We start from the raw sequence: 19,076 nt of genomic DNA, 5'->3' as shown, positions 1-19,076 counted from the left end.
CCTATGGCTACGATTGGCCTAGACCAACTGTTTTACGCAACGATTACGGAAGATACATCAGGCAACGAAACCTATAGCACACCTGTGTCGCTTGCCAAAGCGCTCTCGGCTGATCTTGCCGTTGAGTTGAACGAAGCAACGCTTTACGCTGATGACAGTGCGGCAGAGGTTGTGAAGGAATTTAAGTCCGGTAAGCTGACACTCGGGATTGACGACATCGGTATAACAGCCGCCGAGTCGCTTACTGGTGCAAATATTGACGACAATTATGTTCTTATTTCAGCCAGCGAGGATGAGCCACTACCAGTCGCGATTGGCTTCCGGGCAAAAAAGTCAAATGGTAAGTATCGTTACTTCTGGCTTTACCGGGTCAAATTTGGCATTCCTGCTACGAATCTTGCAACCAAGGGTGACAGCATTACATTTTCCACGCCCTCAATTGAAGGAACAATTCTTCGTCGCAATAAGCTTGACGACAACAGCAAGCATCCGTGGAAAGCCGAAGTGAATGAAGATGACCCCAATGTTCTTGCGGCGACAATCACCAGTTGGTTTTCAGCTGTATATGAACCGGCCTTTGCCGTGACTTGAGGAGGATAATATATGGATAGCGAAAGAACCGCTTTAATCAACATTGGCGGAGAAGAATATTCTCTTGTCCTAACCACGAAGGCAACGAAAGAGATCGCCAAGAGATATGGCGGTCTTTCAAATTTGGGCGAAAAGCTTATGAAAACAGAAAACTTTGAAATGGCCCTGGACGAGGTAGTATGGCTCATTACCCTGCTCGCCAATCAATCGGTGCTGGTGCACAACCTGCAGAGTCCTTCCAAAAAGAAAAGCCTTCTTACCGTGGAGTCAGTCGAGCTGTTGACCTCTCCCTTTGAGCTTGCAGATTACAAAAACGCCATCATGGAGGCTATGTACAAAGGAACGAAGCGCGAGGTTGAAAGCGAGGAGGAAGCTTCAAAAAACGCACTGGTCGGGTAAGCGACGAAGAGTTATTTGCCCGACTGATTTTTTATGGTGTAACTCTCCTGCATCGTTCTGAGCAGGAGGTCTGGCTAATGCCGATTGGCCATCTGCTGGATCAATGGGAGGTTTACAAACAGTTTAATGGCCTTGCGAAAGCAAAATGTGAGTATTACATCGATGAAATCATGCCAAATGGGATATAAGGAGGTGGTGAGAATATGGCGGATAACTTCGGTCTGAAAATCGGCGTGGAGGGTGAAAAGGAATTCAAGAGAGCCCTCGCTGATATCAATCAGTCCTTTAAGGTGCTCGGTTCTGAGATGAAGCTGGTCGAATCCGAGTTTGATAAGAATGAAAACAGCGTCCAGTCCCTCACCGCCAAAAACGAGGTACTTACCAAGCAGATCGATGCACAGAAGGATAAAATCGAAACCTTACAAAAAGCATTGCAGAACGCCTCCGATTCCTTTGGCGAAAACGACCGCCGCACCCAGAGATGGGCCGTTCAGCTCAATAACGCCAAAGCAGAGCTTAATGATATGGAGCGTGAATTGGAGCAGTCCGCCGATGAAGCGGACAAGCTCGGTGACGAACTAGAAGATGCCGGTGACGCAGCTAATATTTCCGGCGGTAAATTTGACAAACTAGGCGATATCTTGAAGGGTGTCGGCGCAGCAATGGGTACAGTTGCGATCGCTGCGGGAGCCGCTGCGTTTAAGCTGGGCAAGGAAGTAATGCAGCAGTTCGGCGAGCTGGAGCAAAACCTTGGCGGTTCGGAAGCTGTGTTTGGCGAATACGCAGCTTCAATTCAGAAAACCGGCGAGGACGCATATAAAAACCTTGGCGTATCTCAAAGCGAATACCTGGCAACCGCTAATAAGATGGGCGCACTATTCCAAGGCTCCGGCGTTGAACAGCAGAAAAGCCTTGAACTGACTGAGAAGGCCATGCAGCGGGCAGCAGACATGGCGTCGGTGATGGGCATCGACATGCAGACAGCGCTTGATTCTGTTGCTGGTGCGGCCAAAGGCAATTTTACAATGATGGATAATCTCGGGGTTGCAATGAACGCCACCAACATTGAAGCCTATGCCCTTGCCAAGGGACTGGACTTCACTTGGGCATCTGCGACCAATGCGGAAAAAGCCAAGGTTGCGATGCAAATGTTCTTTGAGAACACGGAGCAGTACGCTGGAAACTTTGCTCGCGAGTCCACACAGACCATCTCCGGTTCCCTTGGCCTATTGCAGGCGGCGCTTGGCTCCTTTACAGCAGGGCTCGGCAATGCCGATGCCGATATGACGAACCTGACTCAGAACCTCGTGGACGCTTTTCAAGCAGTAGTGAAAAACATCGTTCCCGTAATTGAAAATATAGTGTCCGCCCTTCCTATGGCAATGGATGCGATTCTTTTAGCGATCGGCGACCTGCTCCCAACCTTGCTGAGCACAGTCACAGGGCTTTTCACCCAGGTGCTGGAAACTTTATTGAACCTGCTTCCTGAGCTGATACCTGCTGCTGTTAATGCAATTATGACTATAGTTAAGGCGCTCATTGACAACCTGCCGCTGCTCATTGCTGCAGCTGTTCAGCTCATAACCGCACTGGTGGAAGGGATAGGCACAGCCTTGCCGGAATTGATTCCTGCTGCGTTTGGAGCGATTATTACAATTGCCCAGGGATTGCTGGACAATATGGACCAGATCCTTGCTGCAGCTTTTACCCTTATCCAGGGACTTGCAGAGGGCCTATTGAATGCGCTGCCACAGCTTATTGATGCACTGCCGCAGATTATTTCCACAATTATAGATTTCATCACAAATAATCTGCCGCTCATTATAGAAATGGGCATACAGCTGATCGTCCAATTAGCAGTTGGCCTGATCAAGGCAATTCCCCAGCTTGTTGCCAAAATGCCGGAGATTATTTCCGCAATTGTTAAGGGCCTTGGAAACGCGGTAGGTTCTGTGCTCAATATTGGTGTCAACATAGTCAAGGGTCTGTGGGAAGGAATCCAGAGCATGGGTCAATGGATATCGAACAAGGTCAGCAGCTTCTTCAGCGGTATTGTCAGCAGCGTAAAAGGCTTGCTTGGAATTCATTCGCCATCAACCCTATTTGCGGGTATCGGCGGTAATATGGCTGAGGGCATCGGTGTTGGCTTCAGTGAAACTATGTCCAAGGTATCCGATGATATGCAGAAAGCTATTCCTGTGGATTTTGATACCGATGTCAATTACTCCGCGTCAGGCTCTGCAAGTGCTATGCCCTCAATTGGTATCAGCATTCCACTAAGCTTGGATGGCACTGTTATCACAAGAGCGACAAGCCGGCTGCAGTATAACCGTAACAAGGCATATTCAAGAGCCCTGGGGGTGACTGTATGAGCAGGATTAAGATACTGGATGAAACTCTGACAGAGCTGGCAGTTATACAGATTGCCAGCTCTGCTGTTCGTTATGAGAAATTAAATTCAGATAATATGCTTAGCTTCTCCTTCCGTGTTAGCAACGGTTTGGCAGCATACATCAACGATACAAATGTCATCGAACTGGATAACGACTACTTCGACATTGCTCTGTATAAAAAAGAACAGCAGAGCGACGGAACATTAATGGTCTCGGTGGAATGTGAGCATATCAGTTACAGGCTGAATAGCTCAGATTACAATGTGGAGTATTTCGCATTGACCGGAACACCCACCGAGATCTTTTCTGCAATTTTGAGCGGCACCGGCTTTTCAGTCGGAACAATAGAATTTACTGAACAAACCACGTTTTCTTTGCAGGAATCCGCTTCCCGGCGCGCTCTTCTGATGCAGTTTGTCGCTTCCCTCGGCGGTGAAGTGGCTTTTGACGGCTTCACAATTTCGATACTGTCCCAGCGTGGTTTAGCATCACCAAAAGCGCTGACGGTTGGTAAAGACCTGACTGTTATCTCCAAGTCCGTCGACAAAAGAAATCTCGATAAATCAGGCAATCCTACGATTTCCTACGCTTGTGGAGTGTTTAAAGGAGCTGTGCTTGCCCTTGGCGATGTCGTCACTCTCGACTATGACGCGCTGGATATCGACATCTCACTTCGTGTTGTCGCCAAGTCATACGATCCCTACAATCCGAACAATGTCTCAGTTGAGATAGGAAACTATGTTAATAGCCTGGAAGATGACCTTTATCGTATTGAAACACAGGCTGTATCCAAAGATGCGCTGATGAATGGCTGCCGGATCGGTCCGGTCTACGGGTTTGAAGTTATCCGAAACGACAAGAAAGCTCGCGCCTATATGAATAGCACAAATCTTGCGTTTCAGACCGGAGACGGCGGCGGGACCATTTGGACGGATAAGCTTTATTTTGATGTAGATCCTGATACCGGTACTGCAACTTTGGTTTTTGATGGCGAATTGTCCGCGACTATTATCAATGCCATCTCTACCCTGATTACTCCTAATTTCTACGCAGGAAAGGCCAATATCTCAGAGTTGACCGTGGATCAACTGGAAACCGAAACCAAGGTTCAGAATTACCTTAACAACGACCTTTCAGACGTCAATTACATTCGTATTACCGGACACGTGCTGCAATTCATATCAGCCGTGGTTGCGTCAAATTACGGGGCTTCGCGCAGCAACTCTGGCGAGTGGGATATGAAAGCAGACAACCAGACGGATATATACTATTCCAGCATCTCGGTGGATGATGATACTGGCGAGATGTCTATGTCCGGAGGCGCGTCTATGGACGCTTGGTCAGCCTTTCAATCGGGTCGTATTTACAGACCAATCAACGTCAACTCGTACTACAAACTGACTGGGGCCAGTGACTTGGTCTTTGTTTCTTACGATGTCTATACCATTAGCGCAATCAGCGCAAACTACGAGCAGGTGAAGAATCGGGATGGCAATCTATTGTACTGGACAGACAATAATCACACGGCAGCCTCTGCAGAAGAGACGGATTATCCTGTATATATCTATTTATATAACGAGCTGACAAAAAGTGAAATGTCCTTTGAAAACGACGGTACAAATTATGTGCCAGAGATTGTTCTAGGCGCCGGAAGCGGAATCACATCAGAAAGCGGAAAAGGCAGAATCAAGAAAGCGTTAGAAGGCATGGAGATGTCCTACACAACAGCCGACGGGGACGATGTAGGCGGTGTATATATCAGAGACGATGGCTTTGTAGATGTTACGGCTCGGCGGGCAGATATATCCGTCAACACGACCAACCAGCAAATAACCATCACACCAGAAGGCGATGACCAAACGGATATTGTGATTGACTACACTGAAGTCGATGACGTGCTCACCATGACATGGCCGGACGGAAAGTCCTTCAGCGTGGAGGTGACTTCGTAAATGGCTTGGACAGCGGGTGACTTAAAAATCTTTGCCGCCGGACTTGCAATTGGTGCTAAGTATAATCACACGCATGGGACTTTGCCCAGGGTAAAGGCTTCTGTCGCCGCAGGAACGTATAGCAGTGTTTTTTACGTTGCCCTATCATGCGATTTGGAAGAAGCCATAATTATGTACAGTACGGACGGAGGAACACCGACAACGGAGTATGCGGGAGAAGAAATCTTTGTTGATGATGATCTGACAATTTATGCGTACGCTGTTTACAGGCAGAATTTGAGTCCCATGTCCAAGTTCGATTACGTCATATACGTTCCGGAAGCAAATGTAGAAGAAACACTAACAACCCCAGATGGAATTTCCGACGAAGTCGTGGTGGAAATGGTGGTCACGACGCAGGTTGCAACGTCAGAAACATTAGATGTGGCAGAAATAAATATCTCGGACGAAGTGGAGGTCGTAGTAAATGATCCATGATAAATTGGTAGTAGCTCCTCGGATGAAAGGGCATGTGAAATTGCAGCTCTTTGAGGACGGTCAGTGCGTCAAAGAAACAGAAGAAAACAACTTCATAGGGAATCCTTTGAAACATTGGATGCTTGCTATGGCAGGAGGCCTATTTGCTGAATTCGTCTATAAAAATGGGAAGTCAGTGGGTATGCCCGCCGAAAATGTTGTAAGCCACATCGCCTTAACTGATAACGCTGCAGCAGTTGCCACGGATGAACTAAATCTTCCGGGCAACATTATTGGATGGGCTAATATCGACGGATACGTTGGGGCCGATACGTTACGCGGAACCATAAACATCCAGGAATCGCACTTTGACTTTATAAATGAAGCTATGGTTTTGGTTTTTGACTGGCCCACAAACGCTGCAAATGGAACGTTTCAAACAGTTGGATTTACTAGGTTGACCACAGGAGCAAACAGCGCTAGCAATGACCCAGAATTGCAGCTTCTCCCCGTTCACTTCCGTAGCGGCATCGATGAAATAGCTATTAACGGGGATACTTTGTACTTCACCGACGATGAGCATTTATATTCCTTCGACATAACCAGCGGAATAGAGACATCACTTGGAACGCTTAATTGGTACTCAGGCTATAAAGGCATATTATACTATGACAATAAAATTTGGTACCTCTACGATGCCGGGGGCATTTATGACTATCTAGCCTACTTCGATTTGTCAACTCAGACGAATACCATAGTACAAACAAATATGAGTTATGGCAATGGTTACGACAGAGACAGCGGTTCTTGGTGTACCACAGATGGGACATATATTTACATTGGGCACTATTATTCCGGCACCTACAGCATCCATCGTTTTAATATGGACGGTACCTTTGTAGATTACAAGAACGTATCGAGTGGCTGGGCATCCGGTATAAGATGCGTAGTGAATAACGCTGGCTGGCTTATGCGGGGAGATGGAACTGAGTTGAATATTTCTGATCTTTTCGACAGCGGGATTGAAACTACACGCAATCTGTTAGAAAATCTAAACCTGCCCTTACTCAGTGGCCAGATACTTAAGTATGGTTCCCATTGGTTAATTGATACCACGGCCAATATTCCACGCCCTTATGAGAGCAGCTATGACAGCGGCCTCGCCGATTATTCCCAGGGTATGATTGCAAAAGTTATTGGGCGCGTTTCCCTTGGGACTTGTGCGGTTTTAGCGTCACCAGTAACAAAAAACGATACCCAGACCATGAAGGTCACATACACTTTAAGCGTAACATTGCCATAGGAGGGAATATGAAAGAAATTAGATATGATCTGCTGAGTGGCGCAGTCTGCATTGTCATCATTATCTTTTGCACGGCGCAAATTACATTATCACTATGTAATAACAAACATAATGAGAGCCATAGGGCTCTTTTTTTATTGCAAGGAGGAACAAGTTTATGAAAGATATTTGGAATGGCGTACAGATAGCGTTCACCACGCTTGGTGCGTGGAGCGGCTGGTTTCTTGGGGGCTTGGATGGCTTTCTTTATGCCCTTGTTGCTTTTGTCGTGATTGACTACTTGACCGGTCTCATGGCAGCGGCTGCAGAAAGAAAGCTGTCGAGTGAGGTTGGGTTTAGGGGCATCTTTAAGAAGATGCTTATTTTTATGCTCGTTGGTATTGGACACATATTGGATAAGCATATTATTGGCGATGGCAGCGTGCTCCGAACCGCTGTTATTTTCTTCTACATCTCAAATGAAGGTATCAGCATCATAGAGAATGCCGGCAGGATAGGACTGCCCGTTCCAGAAAAGCTCAAAGGCATCCTGGAACAGATGAAAACACGGGAGGATGAGTAAATGAATTTGTATAAGTGCTTTTTGACAAAAAACAACTGCTATAAGGCTTGCCAAACAATCGTGCCGAAAGGCATCATGGTGCACTCCACCGGGGCGAACAATCCTAATTTGCGAAGGTATGTCGGCCCGGACGATGGGCTGCTTGGCCCAGCCTCCAGTAGCAACTGGAACACAGCGAAACCAGGTGGAATATCTGTTTGTGTTCATGCCTTTATAGGCAAACTGGCTGACGGAAGCATTGCTACCTACCAGACGCTGCCGTGGGATATGCGAGGTTGGCACGCGGGAGGCAGTGCGAACAACACTCATATTGGATTTGAAATTTGCGAGGACGGTCTAAAGGGTATTGACTATTTCAAAAAAGTATATGACGAGGCTGTGGAGCTCTGTGTGTATCTCTGCAAGCAATTCAGTCTCACTGAAAAAGATATCATTTGCCACAGCGAAGGTGCCAAGCTTGGCATTGCCAGCAATCATAGCGACGTGATGCACTGGTTTCCGAAACACGGTAAGAACATGGACTATTTCCGGGAGGATGTCAAGAAGTTGCTGATAGTTGGCGAAGCCCACTTCGGAATTTACACTGTGGTCAAGGGAGACTCACTCTGGAAGATTGCGGCAGCTAGGCTGAGAAATGGCGCTAGGTATTCTGAAATCAAAGCCTTGAACGGGTTGACCAGTGATATCATTCAACCAGGTCAAAAACTGAAAATTCCCAAGTAAGAAGAAAGAAAACCGCCTGCGGAGCAACATGCTCTGTGGGCGGTTTTTTTATGGGGTTCGATTCTCATCGATTTTTCGCATATCGGTGGGAGGTAATGTCTATGGTGCGAACACCGAAAGAACAAATCATCCGAATGCGGAGCGAGGGTTGTAGCTATTCCGTGATAGCTGCTACGCTCGGAATCTCAGAAAATACCGTTAAATCATTCTGTCGTAGAAACCGTCTGGGCGGTGTTGCGGGCATAAATGCTGATAAACGGGAAGGCCGTTTGTGCCATCAGTGCGGAAAGGTGCTAACTGCTTCACCACAATCTAAAACTAAACGCTTCTGTTCCGATAAGTGCCGGATGGCATGGTGGAAAGCCCACCCCGAAGCTATCGCACGTAAAGCAGTGTATGAATTGGTCTGTGCACACTGCCGAGAAGCTTTTGAAAGCTACGGAAATAGAAAACGGAAATATTGTTCCCGCGCCTGCTACGGCAAGTCAAAGAAGGTGCGGCATGAGTAAGGAATTGGCCATCATTCATTACAAAGCCACGATGGCAGTTTTCAAAAAATGGGTTGTAGAGGGGATTATTTGCGAGGATGAACTGCTGAAAATGGTGACAATTATCGCTAAAAAATACGGCCTTTCTTCTTTCAGTATATATCGCTAAAATGCTTGATGTTATAGGCGTTTAGAGCGAATATGTCTATGGAAAGGAGGTCTTTATGGAAAGGATTATAACGAAATTATCGCGGTCAGGTCCGTCACTTCCTGAAAGGTTAAAGGTTGCTGCCTATGCCCGAGTTTCTAGCGATAAAGATACAATGCTTCAATCCCTTGCCGCCCAGGTTAGCTATTACAGTAATCTGATACAGCAGCGACCGGATTGGGAGTATGCAGGAGTGTATGCAGACGAAGCTCTCACAGGGACGAAGGATAAACGGCCGGAGTTTCAGCGCATGCTTTCTGACTGCAAGAACGGTAGGATTGACCGAATCGTCACTAAATCAATTTCACGCTTTGCTCGCAATACGGTTACCCTTCTTGAAACTGTACGAGATTTAAAATTGCTCGGGGTAGATGTATATTTTGAGGAACAGAATATCCACTCCATCAGCGGAGACGGTGAGCTTATGCTGACCATTCTGGCATCCTACGCCCAGGAAGAAAGCCTATCAGCCAGCGAAAACTGCAAATGGCGTATCCGAAAGCGTTTTGAGAATGGCGAATTAGCAGGGCTGAATTTTATGTTTGGGTACCGCATTAGAAAAGGTGTGATAGAAATCGATCCTGAGCAGGCTGAGATTGTCCGAATGATTTTTAAGGACTATATCAGCGGTATGGGTGGTTCACTAATTGCCCGAAAGTTAAGAGAGATGAAGGTTCCGACCGTTTTCGGAGGAAAATGGGACGGCGAGCGTGTTGCCGTAATCATTAAAAATGAGAAATACACCGGTAACGCACTCCTGCAAAAAAAGTTTGTGGAAGACCATCTAAACAAAAAAGAGGTCAGGAACAAGGGCCAGCTTCCGCAGTATTACGCCGAGGGGACGCATCCCGCCATTATCGATACAGCTACCTTTGAGAAAGCGCAGGAGATCATGGGAAAGCGGCGCTTGCGTTTCAAGACGAAGGACACCAGTAAAAACCGGTATCCTTTTAGCAGCATCATCCGGTGTGAAAACTGTGGCAAAAGTTACAAGCGGAAATTCAGAGATGGAAAATCGGTCTGGCAGTGCTCAACTTATTTGGAGAAAGGCAAGGCCAGTTGTCACGCCAAACAAATTCCGGAACCCATGCTTTATAATATAAGCGCGGAAGTTCTCGGTCGTAATGAATTTGATACTGGAATCTTTAAGGAGGAGATTACTCAAATCCTGGTACCTGAGTTCAACCGGCTGGTATTTGTGTTTTCTGATGGACGAACTGTTGAAAAGGTCTGGCAGGACAAATCACGCCGTGAAAGCTGGACAGAAGAGATGCGTCAGAGGGCTTGCATGAAAGCGAAAGGAGGCTCTCAGGATGGCAAATGTTAGAATGATTCCTGCGAGAATCTGCCAGCACTCTGCTCAGGGTTCGCCGCTGGCTGCTAAACGAAGGACAGCAGCTTATGCCAGGGTTTCCACAGACAGCGAGGAACAGCTTACCAGCTATGAGGCGCAGGTGGATTACTACACTAAATACATTAAGGAGCATAAAGATTGGGAGTTTGTCCGGGTCTATACAGACGAAGGAATCAGCGCCACAAATACAAAGAGGCGCGATGGTTTCAAGCAAATGGTTGCAGATGCTCTAGCCGGAAAAATTGATTTAATAATTACAAAGTCGGTTAGCCGCTTTGCAAGAAATACCGTTGACTCACTGGTTACAGTTCGTCAGCTTAAGGAAAAAGGCGTGGAGATCTACTTTGAGAAGGAAAACATCTATACGCTAGACAGCAAGGGTGAACTGCTCATTACAATTATGTCAAGTCTTGCACAGGAGGAAAGCCGCTCCATCTCCGAGAACGTCACTTGGGGACAGCGCAAGCGCATGGCAGATGGCAAGGTTAGCCTTCCCTATGCTCAATTCTTAGGATACGAAAAGGGCGAGGACGGGCTGCCAAAGATTGTAGAATCTGAAGCCCAAATCGTGCGGATGATATTTCGGCTTTTCATGGAAGGGAAAACGCCGTCGGCAATCGCGAAACACCTCGTCAGTCAGGGCATCCCTTCTCCAGCAGGGAAGAAGACGTGGCAAGTCGCCACGGTGAAAAGTATTCTGACAAACGAAAAATATAAGGGCGATGCTCTTCTGCAGAAACGCTTCACGGTTGATTTCCTCACAAAAACCACCAAAATTAATGAGGGCGAAGTTCCACAATACTATGTCCAAAACAGCCACCCAGCTATTATTGAGCCTGAAGAGTTCGATGCGGTGCAGGCTGAAATGGAGCGGCGCAAAAAATTGGGCAGGCCATGCAGTTGCAGCAGCCCATTTTCGGCGAAAATTATCTGCGGTGAATGTGGAGGATTTTACGGCTCCAAGGTCTGGGGATCAAATACCAAGTACCGACGAACTATATGGCGATGCAATGAAAAGTACAGAAAAGATAAGCCGTGTCAGGCCATACATGTTACAGAAGACGAGGTGAAACAAGGATTTTTGAAGGCGTTTAACAAGCTTATGGCTGGCCGGGATGAGTTGCTTGCTAATTGCCGCCTTGCCAGAGAGGTCTTATGTGACAGATCGGCTATTGAAGCGGAGATTGCCGGGCTACATCGCGAAATCGAGGTTGTTTCTGAACTCACTAGACAAACAATTTATGAAAATGCTCGCGTCGCCGTTAGGCAGGAAGATTTTCATGAAAGGCACAGCGGCTATATGCAGCGGCATAGAAAGGCCAGCGAGCGGGTTGCTGAACTTGAAACACTGCGCTGGGAACAGCACAACAAGTCACTGATTCTCGATGCTTTTATTCGGAACCTTGAATCCCGCCCGCTGGCCATAGATGAATTTGACGAAGAGTTGTGGACGGTAGCGGTAGAGAAAGTCACGGCGACGCCGGAAGGGAAGCTGATTTTTAGTTTTAAGGATGGAACTGATATTGAAGGATAAAGCCTACAAACGGTTTTTTGGTTATATAGCTATGTAATATTCTTGATTTTCTTCATATTGATCTTTCGCCTCTAATGCTAATTTTTTATAAGTCCTTTTCCTGTGAAGTAGGTCCAATTTTTTTGATAGTTTAAAACATTTCTCATGTATTATTTCATCATTAACCTTAATCAATATTTCTGGAGAAGATTTTATTTTAAGTTTGCCTATGAGTATTTTAGTTTTGATTTGAGTTATTTTTTTAATTGTTTGAGGGAAATACAGATTCTTTTGTGTATTAATTACAACATTTTCATTATCTGAAACTACTAAATCCCCCACAATTAAAAATTCAACTATAGTACCATCCTCAAATTTTATTTCAGCAATCTTTTTGATATTATTTTTTAGCTTAATGCCTATGTACTGTATTAGAAATTTCTTTTCAGCGTCTATCTTAAATTTTTTGTTAAATTTCACATCTTTGATTTCTGGATGTGAAGTAAAACTAGGGTTTGGTTTGAGTAAACGTGTATTAAACAAATGTTAAAACCTCACTTTCTAAATTAAGTAATTTGTGGTATATTTATTCTAGCTGTTTCATAAAAGTTTGTCAATAGTTTCCGGGAAGTTGCAAAATATGAAACTCATATTGCCGAGGTGGTATTTTTGGTTTCTAAAAGAAAGCTATTTTTGTTTTTGCAGTACGTAGGATTATTGGAGTTAAAGGCTAAAGATTTTAAAGTATTATTATATCTGTTACCATATTTAAGTTTTGAAAATTATAGAAAAGTTAGTCAAAAAGATCTCAAACATGAGATGAAGATGAGTAAGTCTGATGTTTCTAAAGCGATTAGTAGATTAATTGAAAACAACGTATTAAAAAGCAACCCTGCTTCGAAATATAAAACTAAAAACAAGGAATTGAAACTCTATGATTATGATTTAGAAGAATTGGAAAATATGGTAGATGAATTAGTTGAGGAGGACTGGATAGACGAAGATTGAAATCTTGATTCGCAAGAGTGTGGTACATACATGGGTGAAACAATTCTATGAAAGGTTTCAGGGTTGATAAGGTCATTGTTTTGCTTGATGGTTGGCTCGTTTTTAACTTCAAAGACGGCACAGATATTGAATCTTAGGGCAACAATAAAACCGAATCTATAGCGTGGTTTAATAACCTTTGCTATAGGTTTTTCTATTAGAGAGATAATTTTGGATTTGAGCAGTCGTTTCTTAAAATGGCTTCTCAGCAGTTTGACATTATTGTAACGTTGCGCTACAATAATGTCAAAACTATTTATTTGGAGGCTTTTTTTATGGACATTAAAGAAGACCTATTCCGTGAAAGCCATCTGTTTACGCGTGAAGATGTTTTAAAGTCATTAGAGTTATTTATTGAACACGAAAAATTGAATGAAGAGGCTGTGTATTCAAATGAAGTTGTAAAAAACAGAGTAAAACTTTGCGAAAAATTTTATGCGGCAGTAAAAAAATGCAAACTTCCGGTTTTAACAGAACTATGGTGGTTCTATGAATATGAGCTTTTAGGGAATAGCATGGAGTTGAATCTATGTCAGGCTAGTGAGATTAAAGTTGAGAATGACGAAATTAGTGGCATGACATCAACCGTGGAACATACTTTAATCAAGGTTGAATGCAATTACATTACAGTCGAGCAATATGCCGCTATGCTTAACGTAGAACCTGTTACGGTAAGACAATGGATAAGACGTGGGAAATTAAGACATGCAAAAAAGAATGGACGCGATTGGCTGATCCCTGACACTGAAGATAAGCCCCGACGTGGCTTTACAAATGTGCAGTACATAGTAGAAAACGATGCACATATTGAAAGTGATGAATTTCCGTTGTTAGCGGTATGCGAATCAATCTCAATTTTTCAAGATGTAGATAACAAAAATAAATTCATTTGTTCCTTAAGGAATTATAAAATCGAATTCCACACCACGCTTGAACTGACGAGGAGCGAAGTTGAACGACTGGAACACACAATTATTGAATCGGGCAAAGCAAGAGTTGGGGCGAATATACAATATGTCCCTGATATTAGAGATACGGAAGAGTAAGTAATTGGTGTAGAATTTCATGGAGGTATAGCATATGGCAAGAAGAATTTGTCCACGATGCGGGTCACGGAACACAGCTACCATATTGAGGGGTATGCCAGCATGGAGTCCTGAGTTGGAAGATGAAATGGCTAAAGGCGAAGTTGTGCTTGGCGGGTGCTGCATTACTGAGTGCGACCCTACACACCACTGCAACGAATGCAAAAGAGACTTTGATAGACCAACGTATGAAATGGAAATGCGGGTAAACCAAATTTATTTTTCTCTTGGCGGCTTCCATGAGGGTTATCACAACTTGACAATTATGAAAAAAGAGTTTGCGATTGTTGCACGATACTGTCCGCCTTATTGCAATCCGGAATTAGTAAAATACGAAAAGGAGTTTTCCTTCGACGAGTGGATGAGTTTTCTGCAAGACCTCTTTCGTTGTTACATCATTGACTGGAAGCAGCGCTATGTTGATAAAAATGTCCTTGACGGTACTCAATGGGAACTAACTATTGAGTTTGACAAGGGCAAGAAGCTACGAAAGTACGGCAGCAATGATTATCCACCACACTGGAAAAAGCTGCTGGCGGTGTTCAAGAAATATGGATTTGGATCAATAAAATAAAATGCTTGGAAGGGTATAAAACCAGCCAGCGTAATTTCATCAGAACAAATACTTCAGATTAAAGAATTATTATAGGGCTAGGTGAGTTTATGCGTTTGTGGTCGGTTCAGCCGGAAAGGCTGTATGAAAAATTGAAAATCGAAAAGATTGTCTATTGCGACCCTTTGCAGTCTGAATTGGTTATCGAATGTGGCTTTGGACCTGCCTACAATTGGCTTGCGGAGCAAATGGCATTACGAGTTGGGCCGCCACCTACTGGTGTGAAGTATCCGTTTTGGGCATGGCATACCGTGGAGTGGAAACATCAGAAACCCGACCTACGCCGAGCGGAGTTCCGCAGTTACAGCGGTAATCAGATCTGTATAGAATTGGAAGTGCCTGACAATGATGTGTTGCTCAGCAATGAGGATATGTGGCATATCGTCCTGAATAATAGTTACTATGGAGATTGTTCAAACGAACAGGAATACGAAGCCGAGGATAAATGGTTTGAGAGTTTGCCGCCCCAAGAGCAATTGCAGGTGAAACGAAAATCATGGGAAAAGATATTTGACGTTTCCTCTCCACGGGAAAACGAATGGGATAGTCATGGCAAGTATATCCAGGCAACCTTTTGGGCGCTTCGACTCGATCAAGTGGTTGATGTGCGGTATTTTAAAGGAAGAATGCACAGGGAACAATGATGCATTTATTAGTGGAGGAAGCCGGAGAAGCACTACACTGATTTTGACTGAAACAACAAAAAGGTTTGATATTTTAACGGCTAACCCTATCTTTTAACGCCTTTCGGCAATCTTTTAACGGCTTGCTAGAAGGGGTGTGCATTGTATCATTTTGTAGTAGATTAGCCAAATAATCTACCATCTATTGATAAAATGAGATTTGTCCGTGGGTGGTTTTAATATCGTGAATAAACCCAGTAATTAAGCCGCTTTCGCAGGTTTTGCGAGAGCGGTTTTTTTGTATAAGCGAAAACCACCTGCTTTGCAGGTGGTTCCAAAAAGCTTTAGCTATGAGTAGAAAATCTACCTCCGTTTAGTAAAATAGTGCAGGTTCGCCAACCGCACTTGTAGCAAAGGAGGTAGATTATCCAAATGGATACTGAAAGTTTAGCACATATCCAATGGAATTGCAAATATTACATAGTATTTGCTCCGAATATCGAAGGCGGGTGATACACGATAAAATCAAAAACGATATTGGAAAGATATTACGGACACTGTGTGACTACAAGAAAGTAGAAGTAATTGAGGCAAATGGATTGACTTACTAAGATTATTGGACTAAAATTTTAATAACAAGTCAGTTAATGTAAAAAATACTAAATTTAATTTAATAAACCGTTATATTATTAAGAAATTGGTTATAATTTTGAATAACATATTTTAAAACATAGTACTTTAGGTCATGATGAAAATATGGTTTCAAATTTCGAATGAGCTATAACAAGTTATTTAAAAGAAGCACAAAAACTGAAATAAGAGCCCCTAAGATAAAGTTATATTCTATTGAAATTTTAATAACGATTAAACTTTAATCGAGTTATTAAAAAAACAAGGCAATAATTTTGATAATAACGCTTCGAACTAAGTTATATTCTATTGAAATTTAATAACGATTAAATTTTAATCGAGTTATTAAAAAAACAAGGCAATAATTTTGATAATAACGCTTCGAACTAAGTTATATTCTATTGAAATTTAATAACGATTAAACTTTAATTTAAAGAAGGCAAAGATTTTAAAAAAAATGAAGATATTAAGTTAAATATTTATTTTATATATTCCTGAATTCTGATAAAAATATAAAAGGAATGGTGAAATTAAATTGATGCGAGATAGGGCGGGATCCTTTATTAGACAGAGAGAAGATTATGTTGCTTTCATTCCAAATACTTTGCCTCCAGAGCCTCCTCTAAATATTGATGTAGAAATGATAGATTTATTATCCCAAGCTGATCGATCTCTTGGAAGGCTAGATGGAATAACACAAATTTTACCTAATCCCGATTTATTTGTAGCTATGTATGTAAAAAAAGAAGCAGTTTTGAGTTCGCAAATCGAGGGAACCCAAGCATCCCTGATTGATGTATTAGATGTAGATGAAACTAAAGATAAAAGTAAAGAAAAGCCTATCGAAGAAGTTGTTAATTATGTAAAAGCAATGAATCATGGTCTAATAAGACTGGAAGAATTACCAATATGTTTACGATTGATAAAGGAGATTCACCAAGTATTATTGCAAGGGGTGCGAGGGGGCGAAAGAGATCCAGGTGAATTTAGACGTTCTCAAAACTGGATAGGGCCAGTGGGGTGTACTTTGGCTAAAGCTACTTTTGTTCCTCCACCGGTACCGGAAATGATTAAAGCAATGAATGAGCTAGAAAAATTTATACATGACAAAGAGTTAAGAATCCCTGACTTAATTAAAATAGGCTTAATTCATGCTCAGTTTGAGACAATACATCCTTTCCTTGATGGTAACGGTAGAGTAGGTCGATTGCTCATCACCTTTTGGTTATGTTATAAAGAAATACTAAGCAAACCTTTATTATATTTGAGTTACTACTTTAAAAAAAATCGTACAGAATATTATGATAGACTAATGGATATCCGTTTAAAAGGTGACTGGGAAAGTTGGATAAGATTCTTTTTAAAAGGTATTGCTCAAGTTTCTGATGAATCAATTATAACAGCAAAAAAGATATTAAAATTGAAAGAGGAACATAGTCAACTAATAAATTCACAAACCAGAAACCCTTCGAATGGTCTTAAATTATTGGAGAGGTTGTTTGAGCAACCCATTGTAACTATAAATATGGTAGCAGATATGGTTGGTATCTCTTATCCGACTGCAAATAATTTGGTAACAGAATTCACTGAATCAGGTTTAATGAGACAAATTGATCAGAATCAACGTAACAAGAGATTCTCTTATTATAATTACGTTCAATTGCTGCAAGAAGGAACCGAATTAATATAACCTATAAGCCCGTTAACACGGTGGAACTAAATTAAACGCTAATGAACGATTACGCTTTTAGCTGCTTAATAGCAGCCTAACCTCTCTCCTTCTGTACTCTGGGTGCGGGAGATGAGGTCATTTACCAGAGCTAGCTGATTCCCAATTCTCGGAAACCAACACCGTAGTTTTCACATTTATTGTTTATTTAATGTCTTTTAATATGTTTGTACTAAAAATAAAAGATATACACTCAAAGCAATCTTAGACATCCTTATTGTTGAAATGGAACGTGCAAAAAAACACAGTACTAAATTGTCAATTATACTGTTGGATATTGATGATTTTAAAAAGGCAAATGATACAAAAGGCCATTTGTATGGGGATGCGGTCATAAAAGAACTATCGAAGATTATAAAAAACAATATTCATGCAAACGATTATGCCGGAAGGTACGGCGGCGATGAGTTTTTAATTCTGCTGCCCGCCACTGACGTAACCGGTGGCGAGAACTTATATGACCGGTTAAGCAGTTCTCTTCAGCATAATGAATTTTTTCATGATAAAAAGGTTACTATAAGCGCTGGCATAACTATATATAACAACGAAAGTATAGACGATGTTATTAGAATAGCCGATAGTCGCCTATATGCAGCAAAACGCTCAGGAAAAGCGAATTATATTTCCTGCCGCAGCATTGTTGAAAACGCATAAAATAAATATAAAAAACAAGGTGGTGTAAGAGTTATCAGACGGGTAATAAATTCGGCTTTCTTAGTGGTTATATTATCAATATTATCTGGCTTTATTTACTTTTTGCAGATTAAGTTGTTTCAAAAACCTGGGGATACTTGCTTTTACTTTTTTCAGGATTTAGCTTTTGTACCGATTCAGGCTCTGGTTGTAACTCTGGTATTAAATAAATTATTGAACATGATGGAAAGGAGGCGGAATTTAAAAAAAGTTAATGTTATTATAAGCGCCTTCTTTTCAGAAATAGGTACGTCAATAATATATGCGCTGTCCAAACTTAATGAAAATCATGATCGCTTCAGTCAGATAATTGATATAACAGAATTAAACAAAAAAAACACAAATATTTTAATAAAGAAGATTAACGAATTTGATTTCAAAATTGGTCTAACACTAGATAAATTAGCAAGCCTGGGACCTGTTCTGATTGAGAAAAAATCCTTTATGATTGGAATGCTGGAAAATTCAAGCTTAATGGAGCACGATTCCTTTACTGATATGCTTTGGGCGGTTTTTCATGTGGCAGATGAACTTCAAAGTAGGGATCTAACGGCTCTTTCCCCTGCCGACCTGGACCATTTATCACTGGATGTTGTACGGGCATATAGGTTAATAATCATAGAATGGGTTAATTATTTGAAATACTTAAATGTCGAATATCCTTACCTGTTTAATTTGGCAGTGAGAAAAAATCCTTTCAGTGAAGGGTCTTGA

General features: G+C 42.5%; 20 protein-coding genes and 1 pseudogene. 20 read left to right on the top strand and 1 reads right to left on the bottom strand.

The genetic code is table 11. The features are described from left to right. Positions 1 to 3 precede the first annotated feature (3 nt). The 12 genes from ABFY19_RS12175 (at position 4) to ABFY19_RS12120 (ending at position 11,963) form a co-directional block, all read left to right on the top strand. Positions 4 to 591 (top strand): major tail protein, encoded by a 588-nt coding sequence (locus ABFY19_RS12175; protein ID WP_418790913.1) that lies wholly within the window; start codon positions 4 to 6, stop codon positions 589 to 591. Positions 592 to 603: 12 nt separating this feature from the next. Next, complete coding sequence (locus ABFY19_RS12170) at positions 604 to 990, top strand: hypothetical protein (protein WP_418790912.1); 387 nt, start codon at positions 604 to 606, stop codon at positions 988 to 990. Between the two features lie 203 nt (positions 991 to 1,193). Next, entirely contained in the window at positions 1,194 to 3,362 is a 2,169-nt protein-coding gene (locus ABFY19_RS12165; protein ID WP_418790911.1) for a phage tail protein, read from the top strand. Further along, positions 3,359 to 5,335 (top strand): phage tail spike protein, encoded by a 1,977-nt coding sequence (locus ABFY19_RS12160; protein ID WP_418790909.1) that lies wholly within the window; start codon positions 3,359 to 3,361, stop codon positions 5,333 to 5,335. The genes ABFY19_RS12165 and ABFY19_RS12160 overlap by 4 nt, the downstream gene beginning before the upstream one ends. Continuing rightward, positions 5,336 to 5,812, top strand: a complete 477-nt coding sequence (locus ABFY19_RS12155) for a chitobiase/beta-hexosaminidase C-terminal domain-containing protein (RefSeq protein WP_418790908.1) — start codon at positions 5,336 to 5,338, stop codon at positions 5,810 to 5,812. Further along, positions 5,802 to 7,094, top strand: a complete 1,293-nt coding sequence (locus tag ABFY19_RS12150; RefSeq protein ID WP_418790907.1) for a hypothetical protein — start codon at positions 5,802 to 5,804, stop codon at positions 7,092 to 7,094. Before ABFY19_RS12155 ends, ABFY19_RS12150 begins: the two co-directional genes overlap by 11 nt. A 157-nt stretch (positions 7,095 to 7,251) precedes the next feature. Beyond that, positions 7,252 to 7,656 carry a phage holin family protein gene (locus tag ABFY19_RS12145; RefSeq protein ID WP_418790906.1) on the top strand — a complete coding sequence of 135 codons (405 nt, stop codon included), beginning with the start codon at positions 7,252 to 7,254 and terminating at the stop codon, positions 7,654 to 7,656. Beyond that, complete coding sequence (locus tag ABFY19_RS12140) at positions 7,657 to 8,379, top strand: N-acetylmuramoyl-L-alanine amidase (protein WP_418790905.1); 723 nt, start codon at positions 7,657 to 7,659, stop codon at positions 8,377 to 8,379. It abuts the gene before it with no gap. 50 nt (positions 8,380 to 8,429) lie between these two features. Further along, a complete protein-coding gene (locus tag ABFY19_RS12135) occupies positions 8,430 to 8,888 on the top strand; it encodes a helix-turn-helix domain-containing protein (RefSeq protein WP_418790904.1) in 459 nt (152 codons plus the stop codon). Then, complete coding sequence (locus tag ABFY19_RS12130; RefSeq protein WP_418790903.1) at positions 8,776 to 9,036, top strand: SHOCT domain-containing protein; 261 nt, start codon at positions 8,776 to 8,778, stop codon at positions 9,034 to 9,036. Before ABFY19_RS12135 ends, ABFY19_RS12130 begins: the two co-directional genes overlap by 113 nt. Positions 9,037 to 9,091: 55 nt before the next feature. Further along, the gene (locus tag ABFY19_RS12125; RefSeq protein ID WP_418790902.1) at positions 9,092 to 10,402 is read left to right on the top strand and encodes a recombinase family protein; all 1,311 of its coding nucleotides are present in this window, start codon (positions 9,092 to 9,094) and stop codon (positions 10,400 to 10,402) included. Continuing rightward, positions 10,389 to 11,963, top strand: coding sequence for a recombinase family protein (locus ABFY19_RS12120; protein ID WP_418790901.1), 1,575 nt, complete (start codon positions 10,389 to 10,391; stop codon positions 11,961 to 11,963). Before ABFY19_RS12125 ends, ABFY19_RS12120 begins: the two co-directional genes overlap by 14 nt. Before the next feature lie 21 nt (positions 11,964 to 11,984). On the opposite strand, the gene ABFY19_RS12115 is transcribed toward ABFY19_RS12120, so the two are convergent. Next, entirely contained in the window at positions 11,985 to 12,485 is a 501-nt protein-coding gene (locus ABFY19_RS12115; protein ID WP_418790900.1) for a hypothetical protein, read from the bottom strand. A 117-nt stretch (positions 12,486 to 12,602) separates the two neighbouring features. Here ABFY19_RS12115 and ABFY19_RS12110 point away from each other — a divergent pair, with 117 nt between their 5' ends. The 8 genes and pseudogenes from ABFY19_RS12110 to ABFY19_RS12075 all read left to right on the top strand — a co-directional run bounded on the left by ABFY19_RS12110 (position 12,603) and on the right by ABFY19_RS12075 (position 19,076). Further along, the gene (locus ABFY19_RS12110) at positions 12,603 to 12,950 is read left to right on the top strand and encodes a hypothetical protein (RefSeq protein WP_418790899.1); all 348 of its coding nucleotides are present in this window, start codon (positions 12,603 to 12,605) and stop codon (positions 12,948 to 12,950) included. A gap of 314 nt (positions 12,951 to 13,264) precedes the next feature. Next, a complete protein-coding gene (locus ABFY19_RS12105; RefSeq protein WP_418790898.1) occupies positions 13,265 to 14,035 on the top strand; it encodes a helix-turn-helix domain-containing protein in 771 nt (256 codons plus the stop codon). Between the two features lie 94 nt (positions 14,036 to 14,129). Continuing rightward, positions 14,130 to 14,648, top strand: a complete 519-nt coding sequence (locus ABFY19_RS12100; RefSeq protein WP_418790897.1) for a hypothetical protein — start codon at positions 14,130 to 14,132, stop codon at positions 14,646 to 14,648. A gap of 89 nt (positions 14,649 to 14,737) precedes the next feature. Next, positions 14,738 to 15,331, top strand: a complete 594-nt coding sequence (locus ABFY19_RS12095; RefSeq protein ID WP_418790896.1) for a DUF3841 domain-containing protein — start codon at positions 14,738 to 14,740, stop codon at positions 15,329 to 15,331. A 411-nt stretch (positions 15,332 to 15,742) separates the two neighbouring features. Next, a pseudogene (locus tag ABFY19_RS12090) lies at positions 15,743 to 15,903 on the top strand (transposase); the annotation flags it as partial. A gap of 575 nt (positions 15,904 to 16,478) precedes the next feature. Then, positions 16,479 to 17,630, top strand: a complete 1,152-nt coding sequence (locus ABFY19_RS12085) for a Fic family protein (protein WP_418792604.1) — start codon at positions 16,479 to 16,481, stop codon at positions 17,628 to 17,630. A gap of 264 nt (positions 17,631 to 17,894) precedes the next feature. Further along, entirely contained in the window at positions 17,895 to 18,323 is a 429-nt protein-coding gene (locus ABFY19_RS12080) for a GGDEF domain-containing protein (RefSeq protein ID WP_418790895.1), read from the top strand. Positions 18,324 to 18,425: 102 nt separating this feature from the next. Then, complete coding sequence (locus tag ABFY19_RS12075) at positions 18,426 to 19,076, top strand: hypothetical protein (RefSeq protein WP_418790894.1); 651 nt, start codon at positions 18,426 to 18,428, stop codon at positions 19,074 to 19,076.

The organism is Phosphitispora sp. TUW77 (genome assembly GCF_048453025.1).
Lineage (GTDB): Bacteria > Bacillota > Thermincolia > Thermincolales > UBA2595 > Phosphitispora.
The sequence above is the reverse complement of the archived record's forward strand: the minus strand, read 5'-3'. Positions and strand labels throughout refer to the sequence as shown.